Annotated in this window: 23 protein-coding genes and 1 riboswitch; of the genes, 16 read left to right on the top strand and 7 right to left on the bottom strand. The window is 61.3% G+C overall.

Features of this window, described 5'->3' with window-relative positions; translation table 11 throughout:
- Positions 1-26 precede the first annotated feature (26 nt).
- Positions 27-803 carry a YHYH protein gene (locus CRO46_RS05165; RefSeq protein WP_097105641.1) on the bottom strand — a complete coding sequence of 259 codons (777 nt, stop codon included), beginning with the start codon at positions 801-803 and terminating at the stop codon, positions 27-29.
- 184 nt (positions 804-987) lie between these two features.
- On the opposite strand from CRO46_RS05165, the gene CRO46_RS05160 reads away from it, so the two are divergent.
- The 5 genes from CRO46_RS05160 (at position 988) to CRO46_RS05140 (ending at position 6194) form a co-directional block, all read left to right on the top strand.
- Positions 988-1716, top strand: coding sequence for a phosphatase PAP2 family protein (locus CRO46_RS05160; RefSeq protein ID WP_097105640.1), 729 nt, complete (start codon positions 988-990; stop codon positions 1714-1716).
- Positions 1716-2528 carry a DUF1206 domain-containing protein gene (locus CRO46_RS05155; RefSeq protein WP_179758955.1) on the top strand — a complete coding sequence of 271 codons (813 nt, stop codon included), beginning with the start codon at positions 1716-1718 and terminating at the stop codon, positions 2526-2528. The genes CRO46_RS05160 and CRO46_RS05155 overlap by 1 nt, the downstream gene beginning before the upstream one ends.
- Before the next feature lie 218 nt (positions 2529-2746).
- A complete protein-coding gene (locus CRO46_RS05150) occupies positions 2747-4936 on the top strand; it encodes an anthranilate synthase (RefSeq protein WP_097105637.1) in 2190 nt (729 codons plus the stop codon).
- The gene (locus CRO46_RS05145; RefSeq protein WP_244577766.1) at positions 4936-5289 is read left to right on the top strand and encodes a c-type cytochrome; all 354 of its coding nucleotides are present in this window, start codon (positions 4936-4938) and stop codon (positions 5287-5289) included. The genes CRO46_RS05150 and CRO46_RS05145 overlap by 1 nt, the downstream gene beginning before the upstream one ends.
- Positions 5290-5294: 5 nt before the next feature.
- Positions 5295-6194 carry a cation diffusion facilitator family transporter gene (locus CRO46_RS05140; protein ID WP_097105635.1) on the top strand — a complete coding sequence of 300 codons (900 nt, stop codon included), beginning with the start codon at positions 5295-5297 and terminating at the stop codon, positions 6192-6194.
- A 3-nt stretch (positions 6195-6197) separates the two neighbouring features.
- On the opposite strand, the gene CRO46_RS05135 is transcribed toward CRO46_RS05140, so the two are convergent.
- Together CRO46_RS05135 and CRO46_RS05130 are read right to left on the bottom strand one after the other, a co-directional pair.
- On the bottom strand, positions 6198-7172 hold the full coding sequence (locus CRO46_RS05135; RefSeq protein ID WP_097105634.1) for a threonine ammonia-lyase: 975 nt from the start codon (positions 7170-7172) through the stop codon (positions 6198-6200).
- A gap of 150 nt (positions 7173-7322) precedes the next feature.
- A complete protein-coding gene (locus tag CRO46_RS05130) occupies positions 7323-8006 on the bottom strand; it encodes an energy-coupling factor ABC transporter permease (protein WP_097105632.1) in 684 nt (227 codons plus the stop codon).
- A gap of 55 nt (positions 8007-8061) precedes the next feature.
- A riboswitch (cobalamin riboswitch) is annotated at positions 8062-8271 on the bottom strand.
- Positions 8272-8395: 124 nt separating this feature from the next.
- Between CRO46_RS05130 and CRO46_RS05125 the strand changes: the two genes are divergently transcribed.
- From CRO46_RS05125 to CRO46_RS05115, 3 genes are all read left to right on the top strand, one after another.
- Positions 8396-9334, top strand: coding sequence for a DMT family transporter (locus CRO46_RS05125; protein ID WP_097105630.1), 939 nt, complete (start codon positions 8396-8398; stop codon positions 9332-9334).
- A gap of 310 nt (positions 9335-9644) precedes the next feature.
- Positions 9645-11111, top strand: coding sequence for a DEAD/DEAH box helicase (locus tag CRO46_RS05120; RefSeq protein WP_244577765.1), 1467 nt, complete (start codon positions 9645-9647; stop codon positions 11109-11111).
- Positions 11112-11294: 183 nt separating this feature from the next.
- Entirely contained in the window at positions 11295-11873 is a 579-nt protein-coding gene (locus CRO46_RS05115) for an ATP-dependent Clp protease proteolytic subunit (RefSeq protein ID WP_097105627.1), read from the top strand.
- A gap of 62 nt (positions 11874-11935) precedes the next feature.
- Here the strand turns inward: CRO46_RS05115 and rsgA are convergent, their stop codons facing one another.
- From rsgA to CRO46_RS05100, 3 genes are all read right to left on the bottom strand, one after another.
- Positions 11936-13009, bottom strand: a complete 1074-nt coding sequence (gene rsgA / locus CRO46_RS05110; protein WP_097105626.1) for a ribosome small subunit-dependent GTPase A — start codon at positions 13007-13009, stop codon at positions 11936-11938.
- 497 nt (positions 13010-13506) lie between these two features.
- On the bottom strand, positions 13507-14748 hold the full coding sequence (locus tag CRO46_RS05105) for a saccharopine dehydrogenase family protein (protein WP_097105624.1): 1242 nt from the start codon (positions 14746-14748) through the stop codon (positions 13507-13509).
- Between the two features lie 38 nt (positions 14749-14786).
- On the bottom strand, positions 14787-15884 hold the full coding sequence (locus tag CRO46_RS05100) for a carboxynorspermidine decarboxylase (protein ID WP_097106517.1): 1098 nt from the start codon (positions 15882-15884) through the stop codon (positions 14787-14789).
- A gap of 1336 nt (positions 15885-17220) precedes the next feature.
- Here CRO46_RS05100 and CRO46_RS20065 point away from each other — a divergent pair.
- The 5 genes from CRO46_RS20065 (at position 17221) to CRO46_RS05080 (ending at position 22675) form a co-directional block, all read left to right on the top strand.
- Positions 17221-17406 carry a hypothetical protein gene (locus tag CRO46_RS20065; protein ID WP_210421480.1) on the top strand — a complete coding sequence of 62 codons (186 nt, stop codon included), beginning with the start codon at positions 17221-17223 and terminating at the stop codon, positions 17404-17406.
- 30 nt (positions 17407-17436) lie between these two features.
- The gene (locus CRO46_RS05095; RefSeq protein ID WP_210421479.1) at positions 17437-18888 is read left to right on the top strand and encodes an AIPR family protein; all 1452 of its coding nucleotides are present in this window, start codon (positions 17437-17439) and stop codon (positions 18886-18888) included.
- 338 nt (positions 18889-19226) lie between these two features.
- Positions 19227-20936: a 2-isopropylmalate synthase gene (gene leuA / locus CRO46_RS05090; protein WP_097105622.1), complete on the top strand. Its 1710-nt coding sequence runs from the start codon at positions 19227-19229 to the stop codon at positions 20934-20936.
- A gap of 69 nt (positions 20937-21005) precedes the next feature.
- Positions 21006-21782: an alpha/beta fold hydrolase gene (locus tag CRO46_RS05085; RefSeq protein ID WP_179758954.1), complete on the top strand. Its 777-nt coding sequence runs from the start codon at positions 21006-21008 to the stop codon at positions 21780-21782.
- A gap of 170 nt (positions 21783-21952) precedes the next feature.
- Positions 21953-22675, top strand: a complete 723-nt coding sequence (locus CRO46_RS05080) for a hypothetical protein (protein WP_097105618.1) — start codon at positions 21953-21955, stop codon at positions 22673-22675.
- A 34-nt stretch (positions 22676-22709) separates the two neighbouring features.
- On the opposite strand, the gene CRO46_RS05075 is transcribed toward CRO46_RS05080, so the two are convergent.
- Complete coding sequence (locus CRO46_RS05075) at positions 22710-23621, bottom strand: metallophosphoesterase family protein (protein ID WP_097105616.1); 912 nt, start codon at positions 23619-23621, stop codon at positions 22710-22712.
- A gap of 69 nt (positions 23622-23690) precedes the next feature.
- On the opposite strand from CRO46_RS05075, the gene CRO46_RS05070 reads away from it, so the two are divergent.
- From CRO46_RS05070 to CRO46_RS05060, 3 genes are all read left to right on the top strand, one after another.
- A complete protein-coding gene (locus CRO46_RS05070; RefSeq protein WP_244577807.1) occupies positions 23691-24155 on the top strand; it encodes an NUDIX domain-containing protein in 465 nt (154 codons plus the stop codon).
- 214 nt (positions 24156-24369) lie between these two features.
- Positions 24370-25293 carry an ABC transporter ATP-binding protein gene (locus CRO46_RS05065; protein ID WP_097106515.1) on the top strand — a complete coding sequence of 308 codons (924 nt, stop codon included), beginning with the start codon at positions 24370-24372 and terminating at the stop codon, positions 25291-25293.
- Positions 25293-26054: an ABC transporter permease gene (locus CRO46_RS05060; RefSeq protein ID WP_097105612.1), complete on the top strand. Its 762-nt coding sequence runs from the start codon at positions 25293-25295 to the stop codon at positions 26052-26054. Before CRO46_RS05065 ends, CRO46_RS05060 begins: the two co-directional genes overlap by 1 nt.
- Positions 26055-26071: the final 17 nt, after the last annotated feature.

Here is a 26071-nt window from a genome sequence, read left to right as displayed (position 1 = left end):
ACGGGCCCGGACCGCCATTGACCTGGTCAGAGCCTGTTGAAGCCGCGGCTCACCCTGCCCCAGACACAATGCGGCAGATAGGGATAGCTGTCGGTGATGAAATAGACGAACTTGCTGTTCAGCGTGCCACCGTTGCATTTGTCGAGCTTGCCCGATCCGCCGGTGTACTGCCAGTCCTGCACATAGGTGCCGTCATGCCTGCCGCCGGGCCCGCCCTTGCGATTTCCCAGCTTGAGCGTGTAGCCGGACTTCGCCCTTGATCCGACGTAGTGGATTTCGAAACCGTCTGCGGCAAAACCGACATGGCTCGACTTGGCACGTTTGAGCATGCCCGTCGGCTTGGCATGGTAGTGGTAGAGGCCGCGCTGGTCGACATGGGCATTGTTCCTGTCGAGGCCCAGCAATTCGGCAGCCCCCTTGCCATCGAGCAACCAGCCGGATGCGCGGTTGCGGCTGAAGCCCCTGCGGGAGGACGGGTCATAATAGTCGGCAGTGCCGGGACGCAGCATCACGCCATTCAGGGCAAAGCCGGTGGAACCGCGAAGCATGGTGGCACGGCCGGTCTTTTTCGGGTTTTCCGGAACACAAACCTCGATGTGCTGCGCCCTGATCCGGTGCGGGTTGCCGGCGTTCGGAAACTTGCCGGTTGCGTGGTCGGGCAGGCCATTTGAAACCATGCAGATCTGGCCGCGGCTCTTGGTGATGGACACCGATCCTGATGCGGCATCGGCAGCGGTGGCGCTTGCAGCGATGCCGGCAATGACGAGGCCCGCAGTTACAGGACGGGGTGCTGAACCGTCCATGATATCTCCTCCTTTATAGTTCCCAACTGTCTGGACGGTTACAGGGTGAAAGACGCCACCTTTCCGTTCGGTGGCCGCCAGATTACGAAACAGTAATGCGCGGCGCGCGTGATCCGCAAATTTTGGAACGAAGACGCGGCTAGCGTGTTCATGTTAGTGACGAGACAACGGGCTGGCAAACTTGATGGCTGACAATAAAATTTCGGGAACACTGAGAGACTGGCTGGTGCGCGGGCTCAAAACCGGCAACGCCAACCGTCTCCCGGTGTTCTTGCTCGGCATCGTGACGATGGGCGTTTACGGCTTTATCGAGATCGCCGATGAAGTGGCTGAAGGTGAAATCCGCACGTTCGATAAAACGCTGTTTCTGATGTTCCGGGCCGCCGGTGACCCGTCCCGCATGCTGGGGCCGGGGTGGCTGCAGGAGACGGCAGTCGAGGTGACTGCGGTCGGGGGATATCCGTTGATCGTGCTCACGCTTGCTGCGGTGTCGGGCTTCTTCGTCGTGACCAAGCATTACGGCGCAGCGCTTTACGCCGTGATATCTGTCGGCTGTGGCGCTCTTATCAGCTACAGTCTCAAGCAATACTATTCCCGGCCGCGGCCTGACCTGGTCGACCACCTCGATACGGTTCATACCGCCAGTTTTCCCAGCGGTCATGCGCTGGTGACGACCGTGGCCTATCTGACGCTGGCCGCCATCGTGATCGGTTTCCTCGACAACCGGCGGGCGAGGGCCTACGTCCTGGGTGTCGCCATGTTGGTTGCGGTGATAGTCGGCGTCAGCCGTGTCTATCTGGGTGTTCACTGGCCAAGCGACGTGGCAGCCGGCTGGGCGCTGGGTGCTGCATGGGCCAGCTTTTCCTGGCTTGTTTTCCACATGATACAACGACGAAGCGGAAGGACTGTGTGATGGCGGTTTCAATGGCTGACGACACGACTTGGCACGACTGGTTCAAGCCATTCGCGCGGCTGGGCTACGGTGCACGCGGGCTGGTCTATCTGGTGCTGGCATTTTTCATTGTCAGTGCGGCCTTGACGACGGGCAGTGGCGGCGATTCCAAGGATGCAGTGCGCTTCATCACCCAATCTACGGCAAGCGCCATCCTGGCGCCGCTGCTGATCGTCAGTCTGGCAGGCTATTGCCTGTGGCGTCTCGTGCAGGCGGTGTTCGACACCGATGATCATGGGGTAAAACCGTTCGGCCTGGCGGTGCGCGCCGGTCTGATCGGGTCGGCGGCCTCCTACGGCTTTCTGATGGCCTATGCCTTCTCGCTGTGGTGGGGCGGAAGTTTTTCCTCTGGAGGAGGTTCCGGAGGCGGCTTTGCCGAGACAGCAGCCCGTTTCATTGGCGCAGGTCCGGTCTCGCTCACTCTGAGCGCCATTTTCGCCATCGTCGGAGGGGCGCATATCTGGAAGGCTATCAGCCGCAAGTATCGCGATCATATCGAGGCTTCGCCAAAGGTAGCCAAATGGATCGATGTTGCGGCCATCGGCGGATTGTGTGCCCGCGGCGTGATCTTCCTGATCATCGCCTTCCTGCTGCTGCGGTACGGCTTGCAAGGCGACGGCGCTGGTGCGGGACTTGGTGATGCGCTCGACTTCATCGCCGGCCTGCCTTTCGGCGTCTGGCTGCTGGCTGCAACCGGGGCGGGGTTCTTCCTGTTTTCGGTCTATTCCTTCGCCGAAGCGATCTGGCGGCGCATCAACGTCGAAAACGCCTGAAACCGTTATCGCACTTGATGCTTTGCGCCGCCTGCGCTAAGAGCTTGGGCATGACGATGCACGTGGCACAGAACAATTGGTGGTGGGTTCGCTTCTAGGCGGCCCTGACCACGCATGCGCGTTTAAGATCAACAAGCCGCCCGGGACCCCAAGGTCCGGCGGCTTTTTGTTTGCCCCGCCGGATCAGGTTGCTGGACCGGTTCAAACGGAGTTTTGAAATGGGCACGACGGTAGTTTCAGACAACGCGGCACAGTATACGACGCGCGGCGGTGTGACAGTGACGCGGCGGCGGCGCGAAACGCCCTACGCGGATGCGATCTCGAGTTATATCGACGCGCTCGACAGCCGGCGCGGGGCGGTGTTTTCGTCAAACTACGAGTATCCGGGCCGCTACACCCGCTGGGACACCGCAATCGTCGATCCGCCGCTGGGGATTTCCTCGCAAGGGCGGAAGCTCAAGGTCGAAGCCTATAACGGGCGCGGCGAAGCGCTGCTCGACATTCTGGCAGTCCGGCTTGACGGGCATGCGGAATTCGCGGTCTCGAGCCGGGAGCCGAAATTCATCCATATCGACATCGCCGAGCCCGACCGGGTTTTCTCGGAAGAGGAACGGTCGCGCGCGCCGACCGTGTTCTCCGTGCTGCGGGTGATTGTCGATCAGTTCCATTCGGCGGAAGACGGCAATATCGGGTTTTACGGCGCCTTCGGCTACGATCTGGCGTTCCAGTTCGACCCGGTGCCGCAGTCGCTCAAACGTCCCGACGACCAGCGTGACCTGCTGCTGTTCCTGCCCGATGAAATACTGGTGGTCGATCACCACGCCGCCAAGGCCTGGATCGACCGCTATGATTTCGCGCTCGACGGCGTGACCACGGAAGGCCGCGACGCGACGATAGCGCCGGAGCCGTTCAAGCATGCCGGCAGCATCCCGGCACGCGGCGACCATACGCCGGGCGAATATGCGGAGCTGGTCAAACGTGCCAAGGAGAGTTTCAAGCGTGGCGACCTGTTCGAGGTGGTGCCGGGCCAGACCTTTCTGGAGCGTTGCGAAGCGCGGCCATCGGAGATCAGCCGGCGGCTCAAGGCCATCAACCCATCGCCCTATTCCTTCTTCATCAATCTGGGCAACCAGGAATATCTCGTTGGCGCCTCGCCGGAGATGTTCGTCCGGGTCAACGGACGGCGGATCGAGACCTGCCCGATTTCCGGCACCATCAAGCGCGGCGAGGATGCGATCTCGGATTCGGAGCAGATCCTCAAGCTGCTCAATTCGAAGAAGGATGAATCCGAGCTTACCATGTGCTCGGATGTCGACCGCAACGACAAGAGCCGCGTCTGCGAGCCGGGATCGGTCAAGGTGATCGGGCGGCGTCAGATCGAGATGTATTCGCGGCTGATCCATACGGTCGACCATATCGAGGGCCGGCTGCGTGACGGCATGGATGCCTTTGACGGGTTTCTCAGCCACGCCTGGGCGGTGACGGTAACCGGTGCGCCCAAGCTCTGGGCGATGCGTTTTCTGGAGAAGAACGAGAAGAGCCCGCGGGCCTGGTATGGCGGCGCCGTCGGCATGGTCAGCTTCAATGGCGACATGAACACAGGGCTGACACTCAGAACGATCCGGATCAAGGACGGCATTGCCGAAGTGCGGGCCGGGGCGACGCTGCTGTTTGATTCCGATCCCGAGGAAGAGGAAGCCGAGACCGAATTGAAGGCTTCGGCGATGTTGTCGGCGATCCGCGATGCGCGGCTGGGCAATGCCGGTTCATCTGCCCGCGAAACCGCCAAAGTGGGCGAGGGGATCTCGATCCTGCTGGTCGATCACGAGGATTCCTTCGTTCACACGCTGGCCAATTACTTCCGCCAGACCGGGGCCAAGGTGACCACGGTGCGCGGGCCGGTGGCTGATGATGTCTTCGACCGGGTTTCGCCGGATCTGGTGGTGCTGTCGCCCGGGCCCGGAAGCCCGAAGGATTTCGACTGCGCGTCCACCATCAAGCAGATCCGGGCGCGTGAACTTCCGGTGTTCGGCGTCTGCCTCGGGTTGCAGGCACTGGCCGAGAGCTTTGGCGGTGCCCTGCGCGAACTCGCAGTGCCGGTGCACGGCAAGCCGTCGCGGATCCGGGTGTCGTCGAATGGCGTCATCTTCTCCGGGCTGGGGAGGGAAGTGACGGTCGGGCGTTACCATTCGATCTTTGCCGATTACGCCAGCCTGCCGAAGGAGTTTCGGGTGACGGCCGAAAGCGATGACGGGGTGGTGATGGCGATCGAACATGAAAGCCTGCCGATCGCCGCGGTGCAGTTCCACCCCGAATCGATCATGACCCTGGGTCAGGATGCCGGCATGCGAATGATCGAGAACGTGGTCGCGCATCTGGCGCGCCGCAGCAAGGTGGAGGCGGCGTGATGCGACGCCATGTGAGGAGCGCAGGCGTTGCTGCAGCTTTCATGCTTGCGGTCCTCACGCAATTGGTCGCCGCCGGTTCGGCACTGGCGCAACCTGTCGATGAACTCAGGGCGGGGCAGGAACTGGTCGAGATCAATTGCGGCAACTGCCACGCGGTGGGGCCGGCCGATGCCAGTCCGCATCAGGCAGCGCCGGCGTTTCGCAGGCTGTCGGAGCGCTTTCCCATGGATGCGCTGGAAGAGGCATTCTCCGATGGCCGGATCTACAGCGGTCATCCCGAGATGCCGGAATTCATCGCCACACCGGACCAGGCTGATGCCATCATCGCCTATATCGCGTCCCTTCAGGGTTAGCCGTCATGCCTCATGCCTCAAGGACCATCCGCCGGCTGGCCTTCTGGTCGATCCCGCTGGCGTTCGGGGTGATGGGGCTGAAATTTGTCGCCTGGTACGTAACCGGCTCGATCGCGCTCTACTCGGATGCGCTTGAATCCATCGTCAACGTGATTGCCGCGCTGGCGGCCTTTGTCGCCATCGGCTATGCGCAGAAACCGGCTGATCTCGGCCATCCCTATGGGCACCACAAGGCCGAGTATTTCTCGGCCGTGCTTGAGGGCGTGCTGATCGTCGTCGCCGCATTGCTGATCGTCAACGAGGCCATTGGCGGGTTGCTGGCGCCCAAACGGATCGAGGCGCCCGGTCTCGGTCTTGCTGTCAACGCCGCAGCCGCCGTGCTCAACGGCGTCTGGGCTGCGGTGTTGCTGCGCTTTGGCCGCCGGCACCGGTCGCCGGCGTTGCAGGCCGACGGCCATCACATCCTGTCGGATGTGGTCACCTCGGTCGGGGTGATTGCCGGGCTCGGCCTGGCGCTGGCACTCGATCAGCCGCGGCTCGATCCGCTGCTGGCGCTGATTGTCGCGTGCAATGTGCTGTGGCAAGGCTCGAAGGTGATTTCATCATCCATTGGCGGATTGATGGACCGGGCCATCGATCCGGGCGATGAACAACGCATTCACGACATCATCAAGGCTGAGGCGGACGGCGCCATCGAGGCGCATGATATCCGCACCCGGATGGCGGGCCGTGTGTCCTTCGTCGAGTTTCATCTGGTCGTCGATGGCAGCATGACGGTGGAACAATCGCACGACATCTGCGACCGGCTCGAATCGGCGCTGAAACAGGCCGTGGCGGGGGTGCAGGTGATCATTCATGTCGAGCCCGGCCACAAGGCCAAGGACGAGGGGGTGGTGCTCAGCTGAAGCTTATGCGCCGAAGCGTTCCAGTGCCATGCGGAACACCTCCGCATCGACATTGCCGCCGGAGATGGTGGCGATCACATCCTCGCCTTCGATGTCGCTGCCATGAAACAGTGCGGCGGCCAAGGCTACGGCGCCGCCGGGTTCCGCGACAAGCTTTAGCCTGGAAAAGGCAAGCGCCATGGCGCGAAGCGCCTCGTCCTCGGTGACGACAATTCCCGGGCCGGCAAGCTGATACAGGATCGGGAAGGTCAGGTCTCCCGGCTGCGGGGTGATGATGGCGTCGCAGAGCGAACCGGCGCGGCGGCTGTTGCTTTCGATCACGCCGGAGGCCAGGCTGCGGGCCATGTCGTCAAAGCCCTCTGGCTCCACCGGGCGCACCCGCAGGCCCGGGGCATCGGCTTCCAGCGCCAGTGCCATGCCGGATGCAAAGCCGCCGCCGCCGCAACAGACCAGCACATCGGCTTTATCGATGCCTTCGGCCTTGGCCTGTTCGGCGATTTCCAGTCCGCAGGTGCCCTGGCCGGCAATGACCTGGGGCTCGTCAAAGGGCTTGATCAGCGTCAGGCCGCGCTCGGCCGAGAGTTGTGCGGCGATTGCGTCACGGTCCTCGTTCGCACGGTCGTAGAGCACCACTTCCGCGCCCAGTGCACGAGTGTTGTCGATTTTCAGTTTCGGGGCATCTGAGGGCATGACGATGACCACCGGCGCACCGTGCCGGGCAGCCGCCAGCGCCACGCCCTGCCCGTGGTTGCCGCTGGAGAAGGCGATGACACCGCGCTCGCGTGCCTCCGGTTCCATGGCCGAGAGTGCCGACCAGCCGCCGCGGAACTTGAAGCTGCCGGTATGCTGCAGGCACTCGGGCTTGATCCAGAGCCGCCGCCCGGCGATCTCGTCGAGAAACGGCGAGTTGAGCAGCGGTGTGCGCCGGGCATGGCCATCCAGCCGCTCCTGTGCCGCGCGGATCATGTCGATGTTCATGGATTGGTTCCTGTCTGAGTTCCTGCCCGGCAGGCTAGGCGCAAACAGCGTGATTCTCCAGATCGATTTGCATCTGATTTGGAAACCCTGCCGGCGGCACAAAAAAGCCGCGCGGGTGTCCGCGCGGCTCGTCGAAGCGATTGGGGCTGATCAGGCCGCGTGGCCGTGCAGCCGTCCGGTCACAACCGGGTTGTCCTTGAGGCCGGAAATGGACTTGGCCAGTGCCAGAACACCCAGGTCGGCGATCGGTTCGATGATGATGACCAGCATGTAAGCCGCACCAAAGGCTGCGATCTGCGAGAGATTTTCTGCCCCGAAGCCGTGGCCGTAAAGCGCCCAGAAGCCCACCCACATGACGATGCCGCCCTGGTAGCTGGTCGAAAGCGCCAGCGCCTGCTTGTAGGAGACGTCCTTGTAGGCGGTGCCTTCCGGGATGAGGCGCCTGGCAATCAGCGACATGGCGTAGAGCGGAACCAGCAGCGTGGTGACGTTCATGCCGTATTGCGGCAGGTCGAAGGGGGCGAAGAGAACGCCCTGCGCCAAGAGCCCCAGCGCCAGCCCGATGGCCGCCGCACCGCCGCCGAACAGCAGATAGAGCGTCGAGCCGAGAATGAAATGGACTTCGGAGACGCCAACCGGATGGTGCGGCAGGATTTCGAAGAACGAGAACACGAGCAACGTGGTGATCACCGAGCGGATGCCGAGCGCTGCAACGCCGCCATCCTTGCGGATCGTGTCCCAGGACATTTTCAGAAGCAGACCACCGGCAGCGGCTGCGGTCGCGTAGCTCAGGACAAGTTTTGCGCCGTCAACGACGCCAGGTTCGATATGCATGTTGTAATCCTTCCCGCACCCTTCGTGCGACAGATTGAATTCGGAAGCTGATTTTGGCTTCCCCGAAGTCCGGGCAGGTCTCCTGGCTCGCGCTTTGTTGCCGTCATCCGCCTTCCCGGGGTCTCCCAGTGGCATTTCGGATGCGGCTCACGCTCACAGTTGCGAGGGCAGCCACGGATCGGGCCCGTTTTTGGGTCGTCCCTACCGTGTTCCCTTTTCATCCCGAAGGCTTGGCCTTCATGGAACCCGAACGACTCAAGCGTATTTCGGCGCCGCTCTGATGGCAATCTGAAATGGGGTCTGGCGCACGCGCGCCGCTGCAGAATTTTGCGCACCCTGCCTGGACACCACGGATTGCTCGTGCCGGTACCCGCTGTTACTGACCCGGCATGAACATCGAACATTCCAATCACCCACAACTGTTCGGGACCGGTCTTGCGACACTTGCGGTGGTGGCCGCTTCAGTGGGTTTCGGTCTGGTGCCCTATTTTGCCCGGTCATTGACGGCGGAGGGCATGGCGCCACACGCGATAGCCTTTTACCGCTACGCTTTCGCGGCCATCGTGTTGTTGCCGTTCGTCTGGCGGGGGCGGAACCAACGGAACCCTCTTCTGTGGGGCTTGGCCGCCGGCATGGCCATGGGGCTCGGCTGGGTCGGATATGTGCGAGCGGTGGAAGTCGCCCCGGTCTCCACGGCTGGCGTGCTCTACATGACCTATCCGGTCTTCACCCTGGTGATCGCCTGGCTGATGTTCGGCGACGTCCCGCAGCGGCGCGCCATCCTGGCTTCGCTGATGGTTGTCGTCGCGGCGCTTCTGGCAACGTCCCCGGACGTGATTTCTGCCCAGCAAGTGCCTGCACTGGTGCTGTCGCTGGCGGCGCCATTGGGTTTCGCTTTTGGCATCAATGTGCTGGTTCACAAGCTTTCGGTGCTAAGCCCGGTGCTGCGGATTGCCAGTGCCAGCCTGGGTTCGGTGATCGGGCTGCTGCCGCTGATGGCGGCGACGCCTCTCGCGGGACTGGTTCCATTCACCGCTTCAGGCTGGTGGCTGGTGATGGGCATTGCTTTCGGCTCGGCCCTGGTGCCGCAATTGCTCTTTACGGTGGCAGCCCCCGTGATCGGCACCGCGCGAACGGCGATTGCCGGCAGTTTCGAGCTGCCGACGATGTTCCTGGTGGGCTGGTTTGCCTTTGCCGAACCGGTTGGCCTGACTCAATGGGTCGCCTGCGCGATCGTTGTTTCCGCCATTGCGCTGACGCCGGGCAGGTCAATTCGCAGTGTTGCTGCCAATGTGGCGCTGGAGGGTGAAAAGGGCGTCAGCCGTTAAGCCTGTCTGCTGCGCGGCGGCGGAATGCGGCCCGCACGCCTTGACATGGCCGCATTTGTCAGGCCTAAGGGGCGCAACTGGATAGGGGCCCAATCGGCCGCTGCACGCCTCCCTCGTGATGAGTGTGTTCTGACTTCCCCTGAGATCCACCTCGAAATTTTCGCATCGGCCAGCGGCGATGCGCCCAACCCGAACTCCACCGTTTGCGGCGTTGCCGTAGCCGGAGGATCCTTTGTGACAGGGCATGGTCCGCGACTGGCGACGCACAGCGTGCGCCCCGATGTATGCCCAGAATCTTGAAAGTTATTCCATGTTGTTTTCCCAACTCGGCCTCTCAAAGGCCCTGCTCGACACGCTTGACGGTCTGCACCTGACGACGCCGACACCGATCCAGGTTCAGGCGATCCCGCCGGTGATCGAAGGCCGCGACGTCATCGGCCTGGCCCAGACCGGTACCGGCAAGACCGCAGCCTTTTCGCTGCCGATCCTGCACCGCCTGGCACCCGGCAAGAAGGCCGCGCCGAAGAAGGTGCGGGCGCTGATCCTGTCGCCGACGCGCGAACTCTCCGCCCAGATCGCCAAGAGCGTCCGCGATTACGGCCGCCGGCTGCATCTGACATCCACCATCGTTGTCGGTGGTGTGTCGATCCGTCCGCAGATCAAGGCGCTGGCCTCCGGCGTCGATATCCTCGTCGCTACGCCGGGCCGGTTGATGGACCTGATCGAACAGCGCGCTGTCTCGCTCAACGAGATCGAGGTTGTGGTGCTCGACGAGGCCGACCAGATGATGGATATCGGCTTCATGCCGGTGATCAAGCGGCTGCTGGCGATGACCCCGAACACGCGCCAGACGCTGCTGTTTTCGGCCACGATGCCAAAGGAAATCCGCCAGCTTTCCGATCGCCACCTGAAGGACCCGGTCGAAGTGTCGGTGATCCCGGCCAAGAAGACCGCCGACCGCGTCGAGCATTCGGTCATGCACATGCAGGCGGCGCACAAGATGGGTGCGCTTGCCGGCCTGATCCGAGAGCGCAAGGGCGAGCGCGTGATCGTGTTCACCCGCACCAAGCGCGGTGCCGACAAGGCGGTCAAGCGGCTTGACGCTGACGGCATTGCCGCAGCAGCCATCCATGGCAACAAGTCCCAGGGTCAGCGCGAGCGGGCATTGGCCGGTTTCCGCGCTGGCACCGTACCGGTGCTGATCGCCACCGATATTGCCGCCCGCGGCATCGATGTGCCGGGCGTGACCCTGGTGGTCAATTACGAGCTGCCGAATGTGCCGGAAGTCTATGTTCACCGCATCGGCCGGACCGCCCGCGCCGGCGCCGAAGGCACGGCCGTGACATTCTGCGCGCCGGACGAGCGCTCGCTGCTGCGCGACATCGAAAAGATGCTCAAGAGCGAGATCCCGGTCGAGAAGGCGCCGGAAGGCACCTATGTCGATGCATTGGCCGATCCCGATGGCGACTTCGCTCCGCTCAACCGCACTGCACGTCCGCGCCAGGGGGCGCGGCCACAGGGCGCCAAGCCGCAAGGCCAGGGCCGCAATCCAGGCCAGCGCCAGGGCCAGTCGGCCAACAAGTCCGGCGGCCAGGGGCGCAAGCCCGGCCATGGCCAGCAGCCAGGGAGGCCCGGCTCCAACCGGCACCAGCCGGCAGCGGCCGCCAACCAGAATGGCGACCAGCCCGCAGCCGCCAAGCCGCGCCGCCGCAAGCGCAGCGGCGACCGCCGCCCGCGGCCCGAGCAGGGTGGCGACAGGGCCGTTGCCCGCGGCTGACGGGCGTTCGCCCGATCGGCTGTAGACCTGATTACGGGCCTGCAAACACCAATCGACAACCAGACGGCGCTGCAGTTTTCTGTGGCGCCGTTTGCATGTTGGAAACCGATTGGCCCTACAGCCATTGTTTCGCACGCCGGTTCGTACTATCTGCGAGACATGCAAACACACGGAGACTGCTTCATGAGCGACGAAGAAGACAAGACGACTGAACTGCCGCTGGGCAAGGAAGCCGAAGCAAACCTGTTCAAATCGCGCTCGATCTTCATCTATGGCGGGATCACCCAGGAACTGGCGCACAAGGTCTGCGCGCAGCTTGCGGCCCTTGCCGCAGCCAGCGACGACGATATCCGCATCTTCGTCAATTCGCCGGGCGGCCATGTCGAATCGGGCGATTCGATCCATGACATGATCGGCTTCATCAAGCCCAAGGTCTGGATCATCGGTACCGGCTGGGTCGCCTCCGCCGGCGCGCTGATCTATGTGTCGGTGCCCAAGGAGCAGCGTCTGTGCCTGCCCAACACCCGCTTCCTGCTGCATCAGCCATCGGGCGGCACCCGCGGCATGGTTTCGGACATCGAGATTCAGGCCGCCGAAATCATCAAGATGAACAAGCGGCTGATCAAGATCTTCGCCAAGGCCACCGGCCAGAGCGAAGACAAGATCGCCAAGGACATCGACCGCGACTACTGGCTGCCTGCGGAGGACGCCAAGGAGTACGGGCTGGTGGGCCGGATCATCACCAACCAGTCCGAGATCTGACTGAGTCCACTGACTGACTTTTCAAGCCCCGCCGGTGCGAGCCGGCGGGGTTTTTCGTCTGATTATCTCGATTTGTGCTTCTTGGCCTGCCTGACCATCTTGCCGAACGCCTTGTCTTTGGAACGGCGCTGGGCAAGGCTTGCGGTGTTGTGCTGGTCTTCGGCCACCAGCTTGCGCCAGCGCGCCAGCCGTGCTGCGTCGATGTCGCCGCGTTCGAGTGCTGCCAGCACCGCGCATCCGGGCTCGCTGATGTGCTTGCAATCGTTGAAACGGCATTCGAGTGAGAGTTCGTCAAGGTCGGAGAAAACCTCCGCCACGCCTTCTTCGGCATCGGTCAGCTGCAGTTCGCGCACGCCCGGCGTGTCGAGCACGGCACAGCCATTGGGCAGGATGTGGAGCTGGCGGTGCGAGGTGGTGTGGCGGCCCTTGGCGTCGTCTTCGCGGATGGCTTGCGTGGCGGCGACTTCGCCGACGGACAGTGAATTGGTGAGAGTCGACTTCCCAACACCGGAAGAGCCGAGAAAGGCGATGGTCTGGCCGGGCTTGCACCAGGGTGCGAGTTTCGACCGTGGTTCGTCGCTCTTGGCGTTGAGCGTCAGCACCGCGACATCGGCGGAAATGGCCTTGGCATCAACGACAAAGGGGGCAGGGTCATCGCACAGGTCCGGCTTGGTCAGCAGGATCACCGGGGTGACGCCAGCATCAAAGGCAAGCGCCACATAGCGCTCGAGCCTTGCGACGTTGAAGTCCAGATTGCAGGAGGTGACGATGAAGGCGGTGTCGATATTGGCGGCAATGAGCTGGACTGACCGGTCGTGGCCGGCGGCGCGGCGCTTGATCAGGCTCTTGCGTTCAAGCAGCCGGCTTGCACTGGGAAGCGCGCGATCAAGCAGCAGCCAGTCGCCGACCGTGGCCTCGGCGCGGGGAGGCACCATCATGTCGACATCGTATCCGAGCACGCGAAGCCCGCTGCGGTGAACCTCGGTGACCCGGACCGGCGGTGTTTCGGTCAGCTCATCAATGCTGATCTGGCTTGCGAAGAAGGGCTGCCAGCCGAGGCTGGTAAGGCGGGAGACCGGGGTGCTGACCTGACCCGTGCCGGGCGTGTGCGGGAGCACCGGCACTTCAGGCTTCATCTATTATGGCTTTCATGTCCAGGGTTCCAAAAGCTGCATCCAGGCCGGTGTTTTGCGGAACAAGCTTCGCTTGCTTCCCTGCTGTGTTACCTACAGCGCCGCGCATCCAACCGGATGCGCAAAACTCGCTGCAGGACACTTAGATAATGCATGTACGTTATCGTTCAAATGAATCCATTTGAACGCGACATGCATTAGCGTCTTAAAGTCTAACATTCCATGGCACGGGGCGGAAAACGTTTCTGTGTCCGCTCGGATTTTTCAGACATGGTGAGGCACGCCCTTGATGGCGCCGCTTGAGACCGGAGGCTTGCCGGGCGGAAGCCTGGGAATGTTCCGCCACGATGTCGCACTATGGCCGCTCCTGACTGCCGGCCCGAGGTTGCGGTCTACCGGCACATGCGTTGACACAGCCATGAAAAAGCCCCCGCGGGCTGAGCAGCGGGGGTTTGATGGTGGTCCGTTATTGCGCGGCCTGAGGCCGCTTATGCCGGGGTTTACGAGAAATCCAGCGCGCGGTCGCCGTTCTCGTCCTTGATGCGGGTCGGCAGGCCGATATTGTTGAGGATGTTGAGGAACGGCTTGGGGTCGAGTTCCTCGACATTGGCCATCCGCTTGACGTCCCATTCACCGCTGGCGATCAGCATGGCGGCGGCAACCGGGGGGACGCCGGCGGTGTAGGAAATGCCCTGGGAACCGACTTCGTTGTAGGCGTCCTTGTGGTCGGCGACGTTGTAGATGAAGACTTCGCGCTCCTTGCCGTCCTTCAAGCCCTTGACGAAATCGCCGATGCAGGTCTTGCCGGTGTATTCGGGCGCCAGCGAAGCCGGGTCGGGCAGGCAGGCCTTGACCACTTTCAGCGGCACGACTTCGGAGCCGTCGGCGAGCTTGACTGGTTGCTCGGACAGAAGCCCGATCGACTTCAGCACGGTGAAGACATTGATGTAGTGATCGCCAAAGCCCATCCAGAAGCGCACATCGGCGCCGTCCATGTTCTTGGCCAGCGAGTGGACCTCGTCATGACCGCAGAGATAGGCTGTCGAGGGGCCAACGACCGGCAGGTCATAGGTCTTGCCGATCTCGAACATCTTGTTGGTCTGCCACTGGCCGTTCTGCCATGAATAGACCACGCCGGTGAATTCGCGGAAGTTGATCTCCGGGTCGAAATTGGTGGCGAAATACTTGCCGTGGCTGCCGGCATTGATGTCGACGATGTCGACATCGGTGACCTTGTCGAAATAGTCGTTCTTGGCCAGCGCCGCATAGGCGTTGACGACGCCCGGATCGAAACCGGCTCCGAGGATGACGGTGACACCCTTTTCGGCGGCCTCGTCGGCGCGCTTCCATTCGTAGTTTCCGTACCAGGGCGGGGTCTCGCAGATCTTGCCCGGCTCTTCGTGGATGGCGGTATCGATATAGGCAGCGCCGGTGTCGAGACAGGCGCGCATCACCGACATGTTGAGAAAGGCGGTGCCGACATTGATGACGATCTCGGAGTTGGTCTGCTTGATAAGCGCCTTGGTGGCCTCGATGTCCATCGCATCGAGCGCATGACCGGCAAGCACGCCGTCGGTCTTCATGGCGTTCTTTTCGCCGATCGAGGCGATGATGGCGTCGCATTTTTCCTTTGTGCGCGAGGCGATGTTGATGTCGCCGAGTACGTCATTGTTCTGGGCGCATTTGTGGGCGACGACCTGTGCGACGCCGCCGGCGCCGATGATGAGGACATTCTTCTTCATGATGGGGACTAACTCCTTACGTCCAATCGTCAGATGCCTTACGAGAGGCTTTGTTCGAAATCCGCGTAATCAAACTCACGGACCGTTCTGATGCTGCCATCCAGCTCGCGGATGGCGATTGACGGCATTCTCACGCCGTTAAACCAGTTCTTCTTGACCATAGTGTAACCGGCAGCGTCCTGAACCGAAATCCGGTCGCCGATCTTCAGTTCGGACGGGAAATCGAACTCGCCGAAGATATCGCCGGCAAGGCAGGACTTGCCGCAGATCATGTAGCGGTGATCGCCCTGGTTGGGCTCGATCTTGGCGGATTCGCGATAGATCAGGAGATCCAGCATGTGAGCCTCGATGGAGCTGTCGACGATGGCCAGGTTCTTGCCGTTGAACAGTGTGTCGAGCACCGTGACTTCCAGCGTCGTCGACCTGGTGATCGAGGCTTCGCCGGGCTCGAGATAGACCTGCACATCGAATTCGCCGGCAAAGCGCTTGAGCCGTTCGGCGAACTGTTCCAGTGGATAATCGGCACCGGTGAAATGGATGCCGCCACCGAGGCTGACCCATTCGGCCTTCTTCAAGAGCGGGCCGAATTTTTGCTCGATGTCGCCGAGCATGCGGTCGAACAGGGCAAAGTTGCCGTTTTCGCAGTTGTTGTGGATCATGAAGCCGGAGATCATCTCCATCACCGGCTCGACCTTCTCGATGTCCCATTCGCCGAGCCGCGAGAACGGCCGCGCCGGATCGGCGAGATCGAAGGTCGAGGACGAGACGCCGGGATTGAGCCGCAAGCCGCGGATGATGCCCTTGGACTGATCCGAAAAGCGATTGAGCTGACTTATGGAATTGAAGATGATCTTGTCGGCATGGGAGACGACCTCGTCGATCTCGTGATCGGCATAGGCGACCGAATAGGCGTGGGTTTCCTTGCCGAAGCGCTCGCGGCCGAGCCGCACCTCGTTGAGCGAGGACGAGGTGGTGCCGTCCATGTAATCGGCCATGAAATCGAACACGCCCCAGGTGGCAAAGCATTTCAGCGCCAACAGCGCCCTGGCGCCGGAGAGTTCGCGTAGGCGCGCGATCTTCTCCATGTTGATCTGAAGCTTGGACTTGTCGATCAGATAATAGGGGGTCTGGATCACGGTCTCATCCATCCTGGTCATAAGGGGGAGGGGCGGTGTGGCGCAGGCGGTGGGTTCGGGCGCGCGTCCGGCTCTGCCGGGGATCATGCGTCAGGGGGAATTAGGGAAATCGGCTGTCATAGGCAAGGGCTGATGCGGAATTGGGGTGAAAAAGGGGGATGGTGGTTGGTCAAAGAACCCCTCCCCAACCTTGCCGGGGCGAGCCACGGCAAGGTTGGGGAGGGGCCTTCTTTTCGGTCCATCCCCACGCCAGATCCCCCGCGCGCGAAAACTCGCCGGCGGGTTTGATCCATTCAGGTCCGGAGGGCCGCACGCGGGCTTTGCCTTACGGAATGGATAAGAAGCGGTGGCGCGGCTCGCGCGCGGCCCGATTGTCGCCGGATGATGTCCGCATCCGACAGGCAGTACCTCGCACTCCCGGGGTGGTATCCCCGTCCGGATTGCTCCGGCCGCGGTCTGGACTGACCGCGGGAGTGGTTCTCGAGGTTCCGGCACGGACCCTGACGTGCCTGGTTGAGCACGTCATGTCCGCCACAGGCCCGGACCGGAGCTGCCGTCTTCCGCCGCGATGGCGTTTGCGAAAACGGCTGCCGGCCCGGTGGCTGGCTTTGCACGTGTCTCCGTGAGACCCGCCCGCCAGCGGAACCCCGATGGCCTCCGCCTCCTCAAGCGCCCTGCCGCACGTTACGCCAGATCCGCAAAAGGCCTTCCTCCCGCCTGGTCGACCACGTTCGCGATCCATCCGGCAGCGGGAGCGGACGAAGTATGGCATGGGGGCGGAAGGTGGGGATGAAAATGGCGTGGGTTTTGGATAAGGGGTTGTTTTGATTGGAATGGGCCGCTTTTCCCCTCCCCCTTGAGGGGAGGGGTCAGGGGTGGGGGTAGGCCTCGGCATTGATGTCGATGGCGGCTTATCGCCCTGCCAAAATACCCCCACCCGGATCGCCTGCGCTCACGCTTGTCTCTCCGACCTCCCCTCAAGGGGGAGGTGGGGTGCTGCGGGCGCAACGTCCGATCTCCCCCCTTGCGGGGGAGATGCCCGACAGGCAGAGAGGGGTATTGATCCAGCTTCCGTGTTTGCGGCGTCACCCCCCTCTGTCACCTACGGCGACATCTCCCCCGCAAGGGGGGAGATTGGGGAGGGCGCGTGCACTATCTGACCAAAAGGGTTTCCGCCGGCTGTGTTCTCCATCGCGTGAGCTTGCCACCCCAACGCAAATTGGCGTTCAAATTGGCGTTAAAGACGCGCGCTGAATGCTCCGCAATAGGAGCTTGCAAAATGGACTACGGGGATTATTGGTAGATAATCTCGTCCACAGATTGAGTCGTGCTGAAAATGAAACCAGAAGACCTTACTTATTCAAGTCTCAAGAATTCGCTGGCTGTTTATGAAGAAAAAGGACGGGGCGAAGCTATATCTTTCCTAAATTGGTTTCTCGAAAATATATTCCGTTTAGAAGGTGTCGATGCAGATGATGCTATTTGTGATAAACCTAATGATCGAGGTATAGATGGTATTTAAGAGGATCACACTCAGGAAGAGATACTTGTCTTGCAGGGTAAAATAAAACAAAAAGAAACAACTATAGGAGATAATTCTCTGCGTGAATTGGCTGGTGCTATTACCCAGCTCGCGTCGCCTGAATCGGTCCAGTCTTTGATTGATGGTGGCGGTAACGCTGAGCTTAAACTCGTTCTTAAAAGAAATAATATTAAAGATTTGGTGGAAAAGGGATATAAAGTTGTAGGCGTGTTTATTTGCAACCAAACTCTCGATGCTAATGGGCGGGAGTTTCTTGATCAGCATGACTCCATGCGTGTTTATGATCGAGAAAGAATAAGTAATGAGTATATTGATGTAGAGAGCGCTGGCGGTGTGAGTGGTGTTTTCAAATTTGATACTACGTATGTAGATCCTATGGTGATACAATCAGGATCGAAGGCCACCGCATATATATTGCCGGTCCAAGCTGTGGAGCTTGTTAATATGGAGGGAATAGAGGATGGGACTCTGTTTTCGCAAAATGTGAGACAATCCCTAGGAAATACTAAAGTAAATAAGTCGCTTAGCCAAAGTGTTGCCGATTCGACTGAGCATCAGAATTTTCCATTGTATCACAACGGGGTCAATATTTTGTGTGAAAGAGCCACGTTGGGTGATGGGGTTCTAGAGATTGAGAATTACGTGGTTGTAAATGGCGCTCAAAGTATTTCAACCTTCAAGAAGTCTGTCTCAAAGCTATCGCCAGATCTTCGTGTTATAGCGAAAGTGGTGCAGTTAAGTGATGCCAGTTTGAGTAGGCGTATTACAATAAACAGCAACAATCAAAATGCGATTAAGCCTCGAGATTTGAAGTCAACAAATGAAGTCCAGATAAGGCTTCGTAAAGAATTCGAAAGCGTTTTAAATGGCGAATACGATTTAGAAATCAAACGTGGTCAGGAGGCAAGAAATGGTGCTGAAATAATAACCAATGAAGAGGCCGGTCGCCTTCTGCTTGCGTTCGATTTGATGGAGCCGGAATCTTGTCATCAAGTATATAAGCTTTTTGATGATAAGTATGCGGAGATATTTGCTCGTCCAGCCGTCACGGCTTGGAGGGTGATATTGTTAAATATTATTATGCAGAGAATACAGAATGCGATGCCATCTATAGAATACAAGCCGCTTTCAAAGTATGGTTTGACACGATTTTTCTTGTTGTCAGTTTTGAGTGAGCTAATTGCTGGCGATGCCATAGGGCGGGAATACAATAAAGACCCGAAGAAATTGTTTGATGAAGGGAAAATTGATAATTTTTCCGGCGCAATCGATGAAATACTCGGTGCTATTATTGTAGATTTGAACTTTGAAGTTGCGGACCTCGGTGACGGCTTTGATTACAAAGGCGATTTGAAGAGCCCTAGCAAAATTAAAGATTTGCGGGCCAAGCTTTTGAGAAGTTTCCAAAAGGACGTAGCAAGAGGAAAGGCGAAAGCTCTCGGTGATCTTCTCGCTGAGTGAAGAGAACTGCCCCACAGCCTCATCCCCCTTGCCATCCCCCCCAGCTCTCGCTATCTTTTCCCCATGAACCCGACCACGCGCCCAGATTCAGCGTCTCCAGCCCGCTTCGCCGCGGCGGCGGTCTCGCGTGCGCTTTCCGGTTCGCTACTCCTTCTCGCGCTTAGCGGCGATCGCCGGGCTCGTTGAGGAGCGTCCGGCGGTCGAGACCGCCGCAGACGCGTGCTCCGCTCCTCTCTCGCGACTTTACATTTTTCCCTGAATACAACATGACGGCTTGAGGCCGGTTGATGTCGCCATGTGCGGCTCCCGGGATTTGGGCCAGGAAACGAGAGACACTCATGACCGCACAGACTTCATCCGGACCGAAGGGCATGCCGAAGGCTGCCGAGAAGTACCACGCTTACCCGTTGATCGATCTCAATGACCGGACCTGGCCGTCCAGGCGGATCGAAAAGGCGCCGATCTGGTGCTCGGTGGATCTGCGCGATGGCAACCAGTCGCTGATCAACCCGATGGGACATGACCGCAAGGCGCGGATGTTCCAGCTGCTTTTGGACATGGGCTTCAAGGAAATCGAGATCGGGTTTCCGTCGGCCTCGCAGACCGATTTCGACTTTGCCCGCTGGTGCGTGGAAGAGGGCGGGGTGCCCGAGGACGTGTCGCTGCAGGTGCTGGTGCAGTGCCGGCCCGAGCTGATCACCCGCACTTTCGAGGCGCTTGAAGGCGCGCACCGGCCGATCGTGCATTTTTACAATTCGACCTCGGAATTGCAGCGCCGGGTGGTGTTCGGCAAGGATGTGGCCGGGATCAAGCAGATTGCCGTCGATGCGGCGAAGATGGTCAAGGAGATGGCGGAGAAGGCCGGCGGCGGGTTCCGGTTCGAGTATTCGCCGGAAAGCTTCACCGGCACCGAGCTGGACGTGGCGCTGGAAATCTCCAACGCGGTGATCGAGATCATCCAGCCGACGCCCGACAACAAGCTGATCCTCAACCTGCCGTCGACCGTGGAGATGGCAACGCCGAACATCTATGCCGACCAGATCGAGTGGATGTGCCGCAATATCGACAACCGCGAGAATGTGCTGGTGTCGCTGCATCCGCACAATGACCGCGGCACCGGCATTGCCGCCACCGAGCTGGGGCTGATGGCGGGTGCGGACCGGGTCGAGGGCACGCTGTTCGGCAATGGCGAGCGCACCGGCAATGTCGATGTCGTGGCGCTGGCGCTGAACATGTTCACCCAAGGGGTGGACCCTCAGCTCGACTGCTCGGACATCGAGCGGATCAAGGCGGTGTATGAATATTCCAACGAGATGAAGATCCCGGAGCGGCACCCTTATGTGGGCGAGCTGGTCTACACGGCGTTTTCCGGCTCGCACCAGGATGCGATCAACAAGGGCATGAAGGCGATCCGCCAGGCCAACAAGCCGGACTGGGAAGTGCCCTACCTGCCGATCGACCCGCAGGATGTCGGCCGCTCCTACGAGGCCATCATCCGGATCAATTCGCAGTCGGGCAAGGGCGGCATCGCCTATATCCTGAAGGAAGATTACGGGCTGGATTTGCCGCGCGCATTGCAGGTGGAGTTCCGCGAGGAAGTGCAGCGGATCACCGACGAGGAAGGCGTGGAACTGCCGCCGAAGCGGATCTACGAGAGCTTCATGGAGCTTTATGTCAACCAGTCCGGCGCGCGGCTCGGTTTTGTCGATCACCACACTCATACGGACCCCGCCAACAAGGGGGTACGGGTGGTCTCGGCGGAGATAACCGATAATGGCGAGACCAAGCATATCGAGGGCCGCGGCACCGGTCCGATCGACGGCTTTGTCAACGCGCTGTCGAGCTATCTCGGTGTTGAGCTGACGGTGGCGAATTATTCCGAGCACTCGATGCAGCACGGGTCCAACGCAGCCGCGATCTGCTACATGCAGATGGAAACGCCGGTCGGCATGATCCATGGTGCGGGCGTCAACACCAACATCGTGGCGGCGTCGCTGGAAGCGGTGGTGTCGGCGGCCAACCGGGTGCTGGCGGCGCAAAAGGACTGAGATGACACACCGACCGCCGCGCCTGAAAAAGCGCGGCGGTCTTGCATTGCGTAGAGGGAAATGAGTGCCATGAGCGGACTTCACATCGAATTTTCGGGCCCTGAAGACGGCATTCCGCTGGTGCTCTTGCACGGTTTCGGCGGGGACGGTTCGGCCTGGGAAGCGGTCAAGGCGGGACTGCCGGACACCATCCGGGTGATGGCGGTCGATCTGCCCGGCCATAGCAGGTCGCTCGATGCCGACGGGCGCGGCGGCGCGGGAAGGATGGCCAAGGCCATTCTCGCCGGGCTGGATACGGCAGGTGTCGCAAGTTTTCATCTGGCGGGCCACTCGATGGGCGGCGCGGTGGCGGCGCTGATCGCCATGCGGGCACCGGAGCGGGTGAAGACGCTGACGCTGGTGGCGCCCGGCGGCATGGCAAAGGAGATCAATGCCGGACTGCTGGCGCGCTATGCAAAGGCCAGCAGCGAGGCCGAGATCCGGGGCTGTCTCGAGGAGATGTCGGCGCCCGGCTTTGTTACCTCGCAGGAGGTGATCGATCATTTCGTTGCGGCGCGGGCCCGTCCGGGCCAGGCCGAAGCGCTTGAAGAGACCTACCAGGCGATGTTCCCGAACGGCGCTGAGGAAGGGCAGGGCGTGTTGCCGGCTGATGCGCTGGCAGGTCTGCCCATGCCGGTGTTCGTGATCTGGGGCACGGCGGATACGGTGTTGCCGTGCCCCAATCCCTCCGCGCTGCCGGCGTCGTTTGCCTTCAGCGTGCTGCCCAACCTTGGCCACATGCTGCCCGAAGAATCACCCGATGCGATCATCCGGGTGCTGGGGCAGGCGCTGACCAGCGAGAGCTGAGACCCGTCTGGCCGCTCGCTGTTTCTGTCCGGACCTCAGTGATTCCGGTGCCTGCGGCGCTTTACCACGTGTGCAATCGGCGGCTGCCGCATTGTCGCCATCAAGAACGGTCTGTGGTAAGAGGTTGTTAACCAATCTTATTGCGGCCCCGTTGCCGATGGACCCACGCCATGACCGACCGACCCAAGATCCCTGCCAATGACCGCCGTCTCGCGGATATCGTGCGCGACGTGAAAATCGCCACCGCCGACCGCACCGATGTGGTGGTCGACATGCGGGATGCGGACCGCGCGCGGCTGGAAATGCTGGCCGAAGAGATCCGGCCGGTGCTCAATGATATCGACCCTGCCGATGACCGTTTCGATTTCGGCGTCTCCACCGGCTTGCAGCCGCGGCTGTGGATCGATGCGGTGGCGCATGTGCACATGGGACATGACCGGCGGGTGTTCCGCTTTGTCCGCGACACGCGGCTTGGCAGGGTGATCCTGTCGGACACCAGCGACATGGCAGCGACGGCGGATGCGGTCAGCCGCTACATCGCCGAACGGGTGATCGAGCGCGAGCGCATCCTGGCCGGTGATTTCGAAGCGGTGAAGAACGGCATGGCCGGCAAGGCCGCTGGGGAAACCGGTGAAGAAGCTGCGTCCGCGCCGCGTACGGGAAGCCAGAGCGTGGCGCCGGCGGAAACCGCGCCGGCTGCGCGAACAGCCGAAGCTTCGCCGCAGGCCTCTGCAGCGGCCTCGACGGCAGCGCCCGCGCAGCCGCGCCCGCGAGAGCGTTCGGGCGGTGCCGGGCTGGTGCTCGGTGCGTCCTGGTTCATGCTCGGCTGTGTCGCAGGCGCGGCAGCGCTGGTGCTGGCCTTCTGGGACCGGCTGTCGGCGATGATCGGCTGAAGTCCGATTGCGGCTGATGTCCGATTGCGGCTGATCAGCCGAGCGTTTCTTCAAGAGCGATCACACCGGCGGGGTTTTCCACCATGCCGGGGCCTTCAGGGCCCAGTTGCATGCGCAGATGCGTGGTTTTCCAGTTGCCCGGTTCGCCGTCGATCTCGAACAGGTTGAAGCCGGCGAGCGGCTTGCGGCCACCGGGGCCCTGGCTTGCCGAGGCAATGCCCACTACCGGCACGGGCCCGTCCGCGCCCTTGATATGGTGCAGCGTATCGAGATGGGTATGGCCGTGCAGCACCAGTTCGGCGCCGTGTTTCCCAAGCATTCTGGCGAAACGGCTGATGCCGCGCATGCGCTTGTGCCAGGGGGCTGCACCACGCACCGGCGGATGATGGATCATGACCACCCGGTACAGGCCGTCCTGCTTGGCCTGCTCGAGCAGGCGGCCGGCGGCGCGGGCCTGCTTGCGGCCAAACTCGCCGGTGGCCATGAACGGCAGGGTGGCATTGGCGGTGGAACAGCCGATCAGGGCAACCGGTCCACGGCGGCGGAAGCCCGGAAACAGCGCGTTGCCCGGCGCGGGCGAATCGGACTCGAACCAGGGCCGCCAGGCAGCGGTGGCTCTGGCAAAGGCACCGGGCACATAGGCGTCGTGGTTGCCGGGGACGACGGTGGCGTTTGCCGGGTCGAAATGGGTTTCCAGCCACAGCCGGGCAGCCTCGATTTCGGTGCGCGTGGCGAGATTGACCAGATCGCCGGTGATAGCCACGTGATCTGGTGACGCCAGCCGCATGCCGGCAATGACATTCTCCAGCGTGTTGCCGAAAAGATGCTTGCGGCGGTTGCGATGCCAGTTCACATAGCCGGTAATCCGCTTGGACGCGAGCTGCGCGGCGGACAGGCGCGGCATGGGGCCAAGGTGGATATCGGAAATATGAGCAAGCCGGAACATGATGTGAGCAATAGCGATCCTGCCGGGAAGCCGCAAGCCGTGGCCGGCGAAGTTCACACGCCGCCGGAGATGCGCAGCTGGCGGGCGCGGCTGGTGACCCGCGTGATCCATGCCTGGTTCGCCATCGCCCGCGGCATGACGCTTGGGGTGCGCGCAGCCGCATTCGATGGCGAAGGCCGCGTGTTTCTGGTGCGCCATTCCTACGTCCCCGGCTGGCACATGCCCGGCGGTGGCGTCGAACGCGGCGAGACGCTGAAGGACGCGCTCATTAAGGAGTTGCGGGAAGAGGGCAATCTCGAGATCAGCGCCGAGCCGGAGCTGTTCGCGGTCTATTTCAACGCGCGCACCAGCCGGCGCGACCATGTTGCCTTTTACCGTTGCACCGTTTCGCAGACTGCGCCGAAACATCCCGACCGCGAAATCGTCGAGAGCGGGTTCTTCGCGCTCGATGCACTGCCGGACGGGGTTACGGCGGCAACGCGGCGGCGGCTTGCGGAGCTTTCAGCGGAGGTTGCGGTCAGCGACGTGTGGTAGGGCGGGGCCTGCAGCCGGGCTGGTTTGCGGCTGTCTGCCAGAGGCCGATCGCGGCAGCCTGCTGACAGAACTTGACAGGACCCAGGCTTTACGCTCTTGAAGGCAGGCCATTAGCGCTTACGTGACGACAACTACGGCTTTTGTCGATCGGGTCCGGCGGCCAGCACATCTCGCGGTCGCCGATTTGTTTATTTCGTTTTTTGAAAAGACCATCATGGCAGCCATTCTTTCGATCCAGAACCTTTCGAAACAATATGACAGCGGCTTTCAGGCGCTGAAAAATGTCAATCTCGAGATCGAGGAAGGCGAGATCCTGGCGCTGCTCGGGCCCAACGGGGCCGGCAAAACGACGCTGATCTCGATCATCTGCGGGCTCGTCAATGCCACATCCGGCACGGCGACGGTCGGCGGCTTTGACGTGGTCGATGAATTCCGCAAGGCACGCTCGCTGATCGGGCTGGTGCCACAGGAAATCTCGCTGGAACCGTTCCAGACCGTCACAAACGCCTTGCACTTCTCGCGCGGTCTGTTCGGCAAGGGCAGGGACCCGGCGCTGATCGAGGACATTCTCAAGAAGCTGTCGCTGTGGGACAAGCGCGACAGCAAGGTGGTGGAGCTGTCGGGCGGCATGAAGCGCCGGGTGCTGATCGCCAAGGCGCTGTGCCACGAGCCGCGGGTGCTGTTTCTCGACGAACCGACCGCGGGCGTCGACGTGGAGCTGCGCAAGGAGATGTGGGAGGTGGTGCGCCAGCTCAAGGCCGATGGCGTAACCATCATCCTGACGACGCATTACATCGAGGAAGCCGAGGCCATCGCCGACCGGATCGGCGTCATTCGCAGCGGTGAGTTGCTGCTGGTGGAAGACAAGGACCTGTTGATGCGGCGCATGGGCCAGCGGCAGATCCGCATCGAGCTGATGCAACCCATCGACCGGATCCCTGACGCGCTCGCAAGCTACAATCTCGAATACAGCGAGGAAGACCAGTCGCTGACCTATTCCTACGAGGCCAATGGCGAACGCACCGGGATTACGGCGCTGTTTTCGGATCTGGGCAAGGCCGGGCTGATCCTGCGCGATGTCGAGACCAGACAGAGCTCGCTAGAAGACATCTTTGTCGGGCTGGTGGAGGACAAGTGATGAATTTCTACGCAATCAAGTCGATCTATTCCTTCGAAATGGCCCGGTTCTTCCGCACGCTGGCGCAGAGCCTGATCTCGCCGGTGCTGTCGACATCGCTGTATTTCATCGTCTTCGGCGCGGCGATCGGCTCCCGCATCGAGGAGGTTGACGGCGTCAGCTACGGCGCCTTCATCATCCCCGGGCTGATCATGCTGTCGCTGCTGACGCAAAGCATCTCCAACGCCTCGTTCGGGATCTATTTTCCGAAATTCATCGGCTCCATCTACGAGCTGCACACCGCGCCGGTGTCCTATGTCGAGATCGTTCTCGGCTATGTCGGCGCGGCGGCGAGCAAATCGGCGCTGATCGGGCTGGTGATTCTCGGGACGGCGACATTCTTCGTCGATTTCACCATTCTGCATCCGGTGGCGATGCTGGCATTCCTGCTGCTGACCAGCGTCACCTTCAGCCTGTTCGGCTTCATCATCGGCATCTGGTCGAAGAACTTCGAGCAGCTGCAGATGGTACCGCTGCTGGTGATCACGCCGCTGGTGTTCCTGGGCGGCAGCTTCTACTCGGTATCGATGCTGCCGCCGTTCTGGCAGACGGTAACGATGTTCAATCCGGTGGTCTATCTGATCTCGGGCTTTCGGTGGGCCTTCTTCGGCACTGCCGACGTCAATATCGGACTCAGCCTGACGATGATCACAGTGTTCATGCTGCTCTGCCTCGGCCTGATCGGCTGGACCTACAAGACCGGTTACAAGATCAAGTCGTGAGATGGAACTGGTCCGCC

Origin of the sequence: Parahoeflea halophila (assembly GCF_900220985.1) — a bacterium.
GTDB lineage: Bacteria > Pseudomonadota > Alphaproteobacteria > Rhizobiales > Rhizobiaceae > Hoeflea > Hoeflea halophila.
The sequence above is the reverse complement of the archived record's forward strand: the minus strand, read 5'-3'. Positions and strand labels throughout refer to the sequence as shown.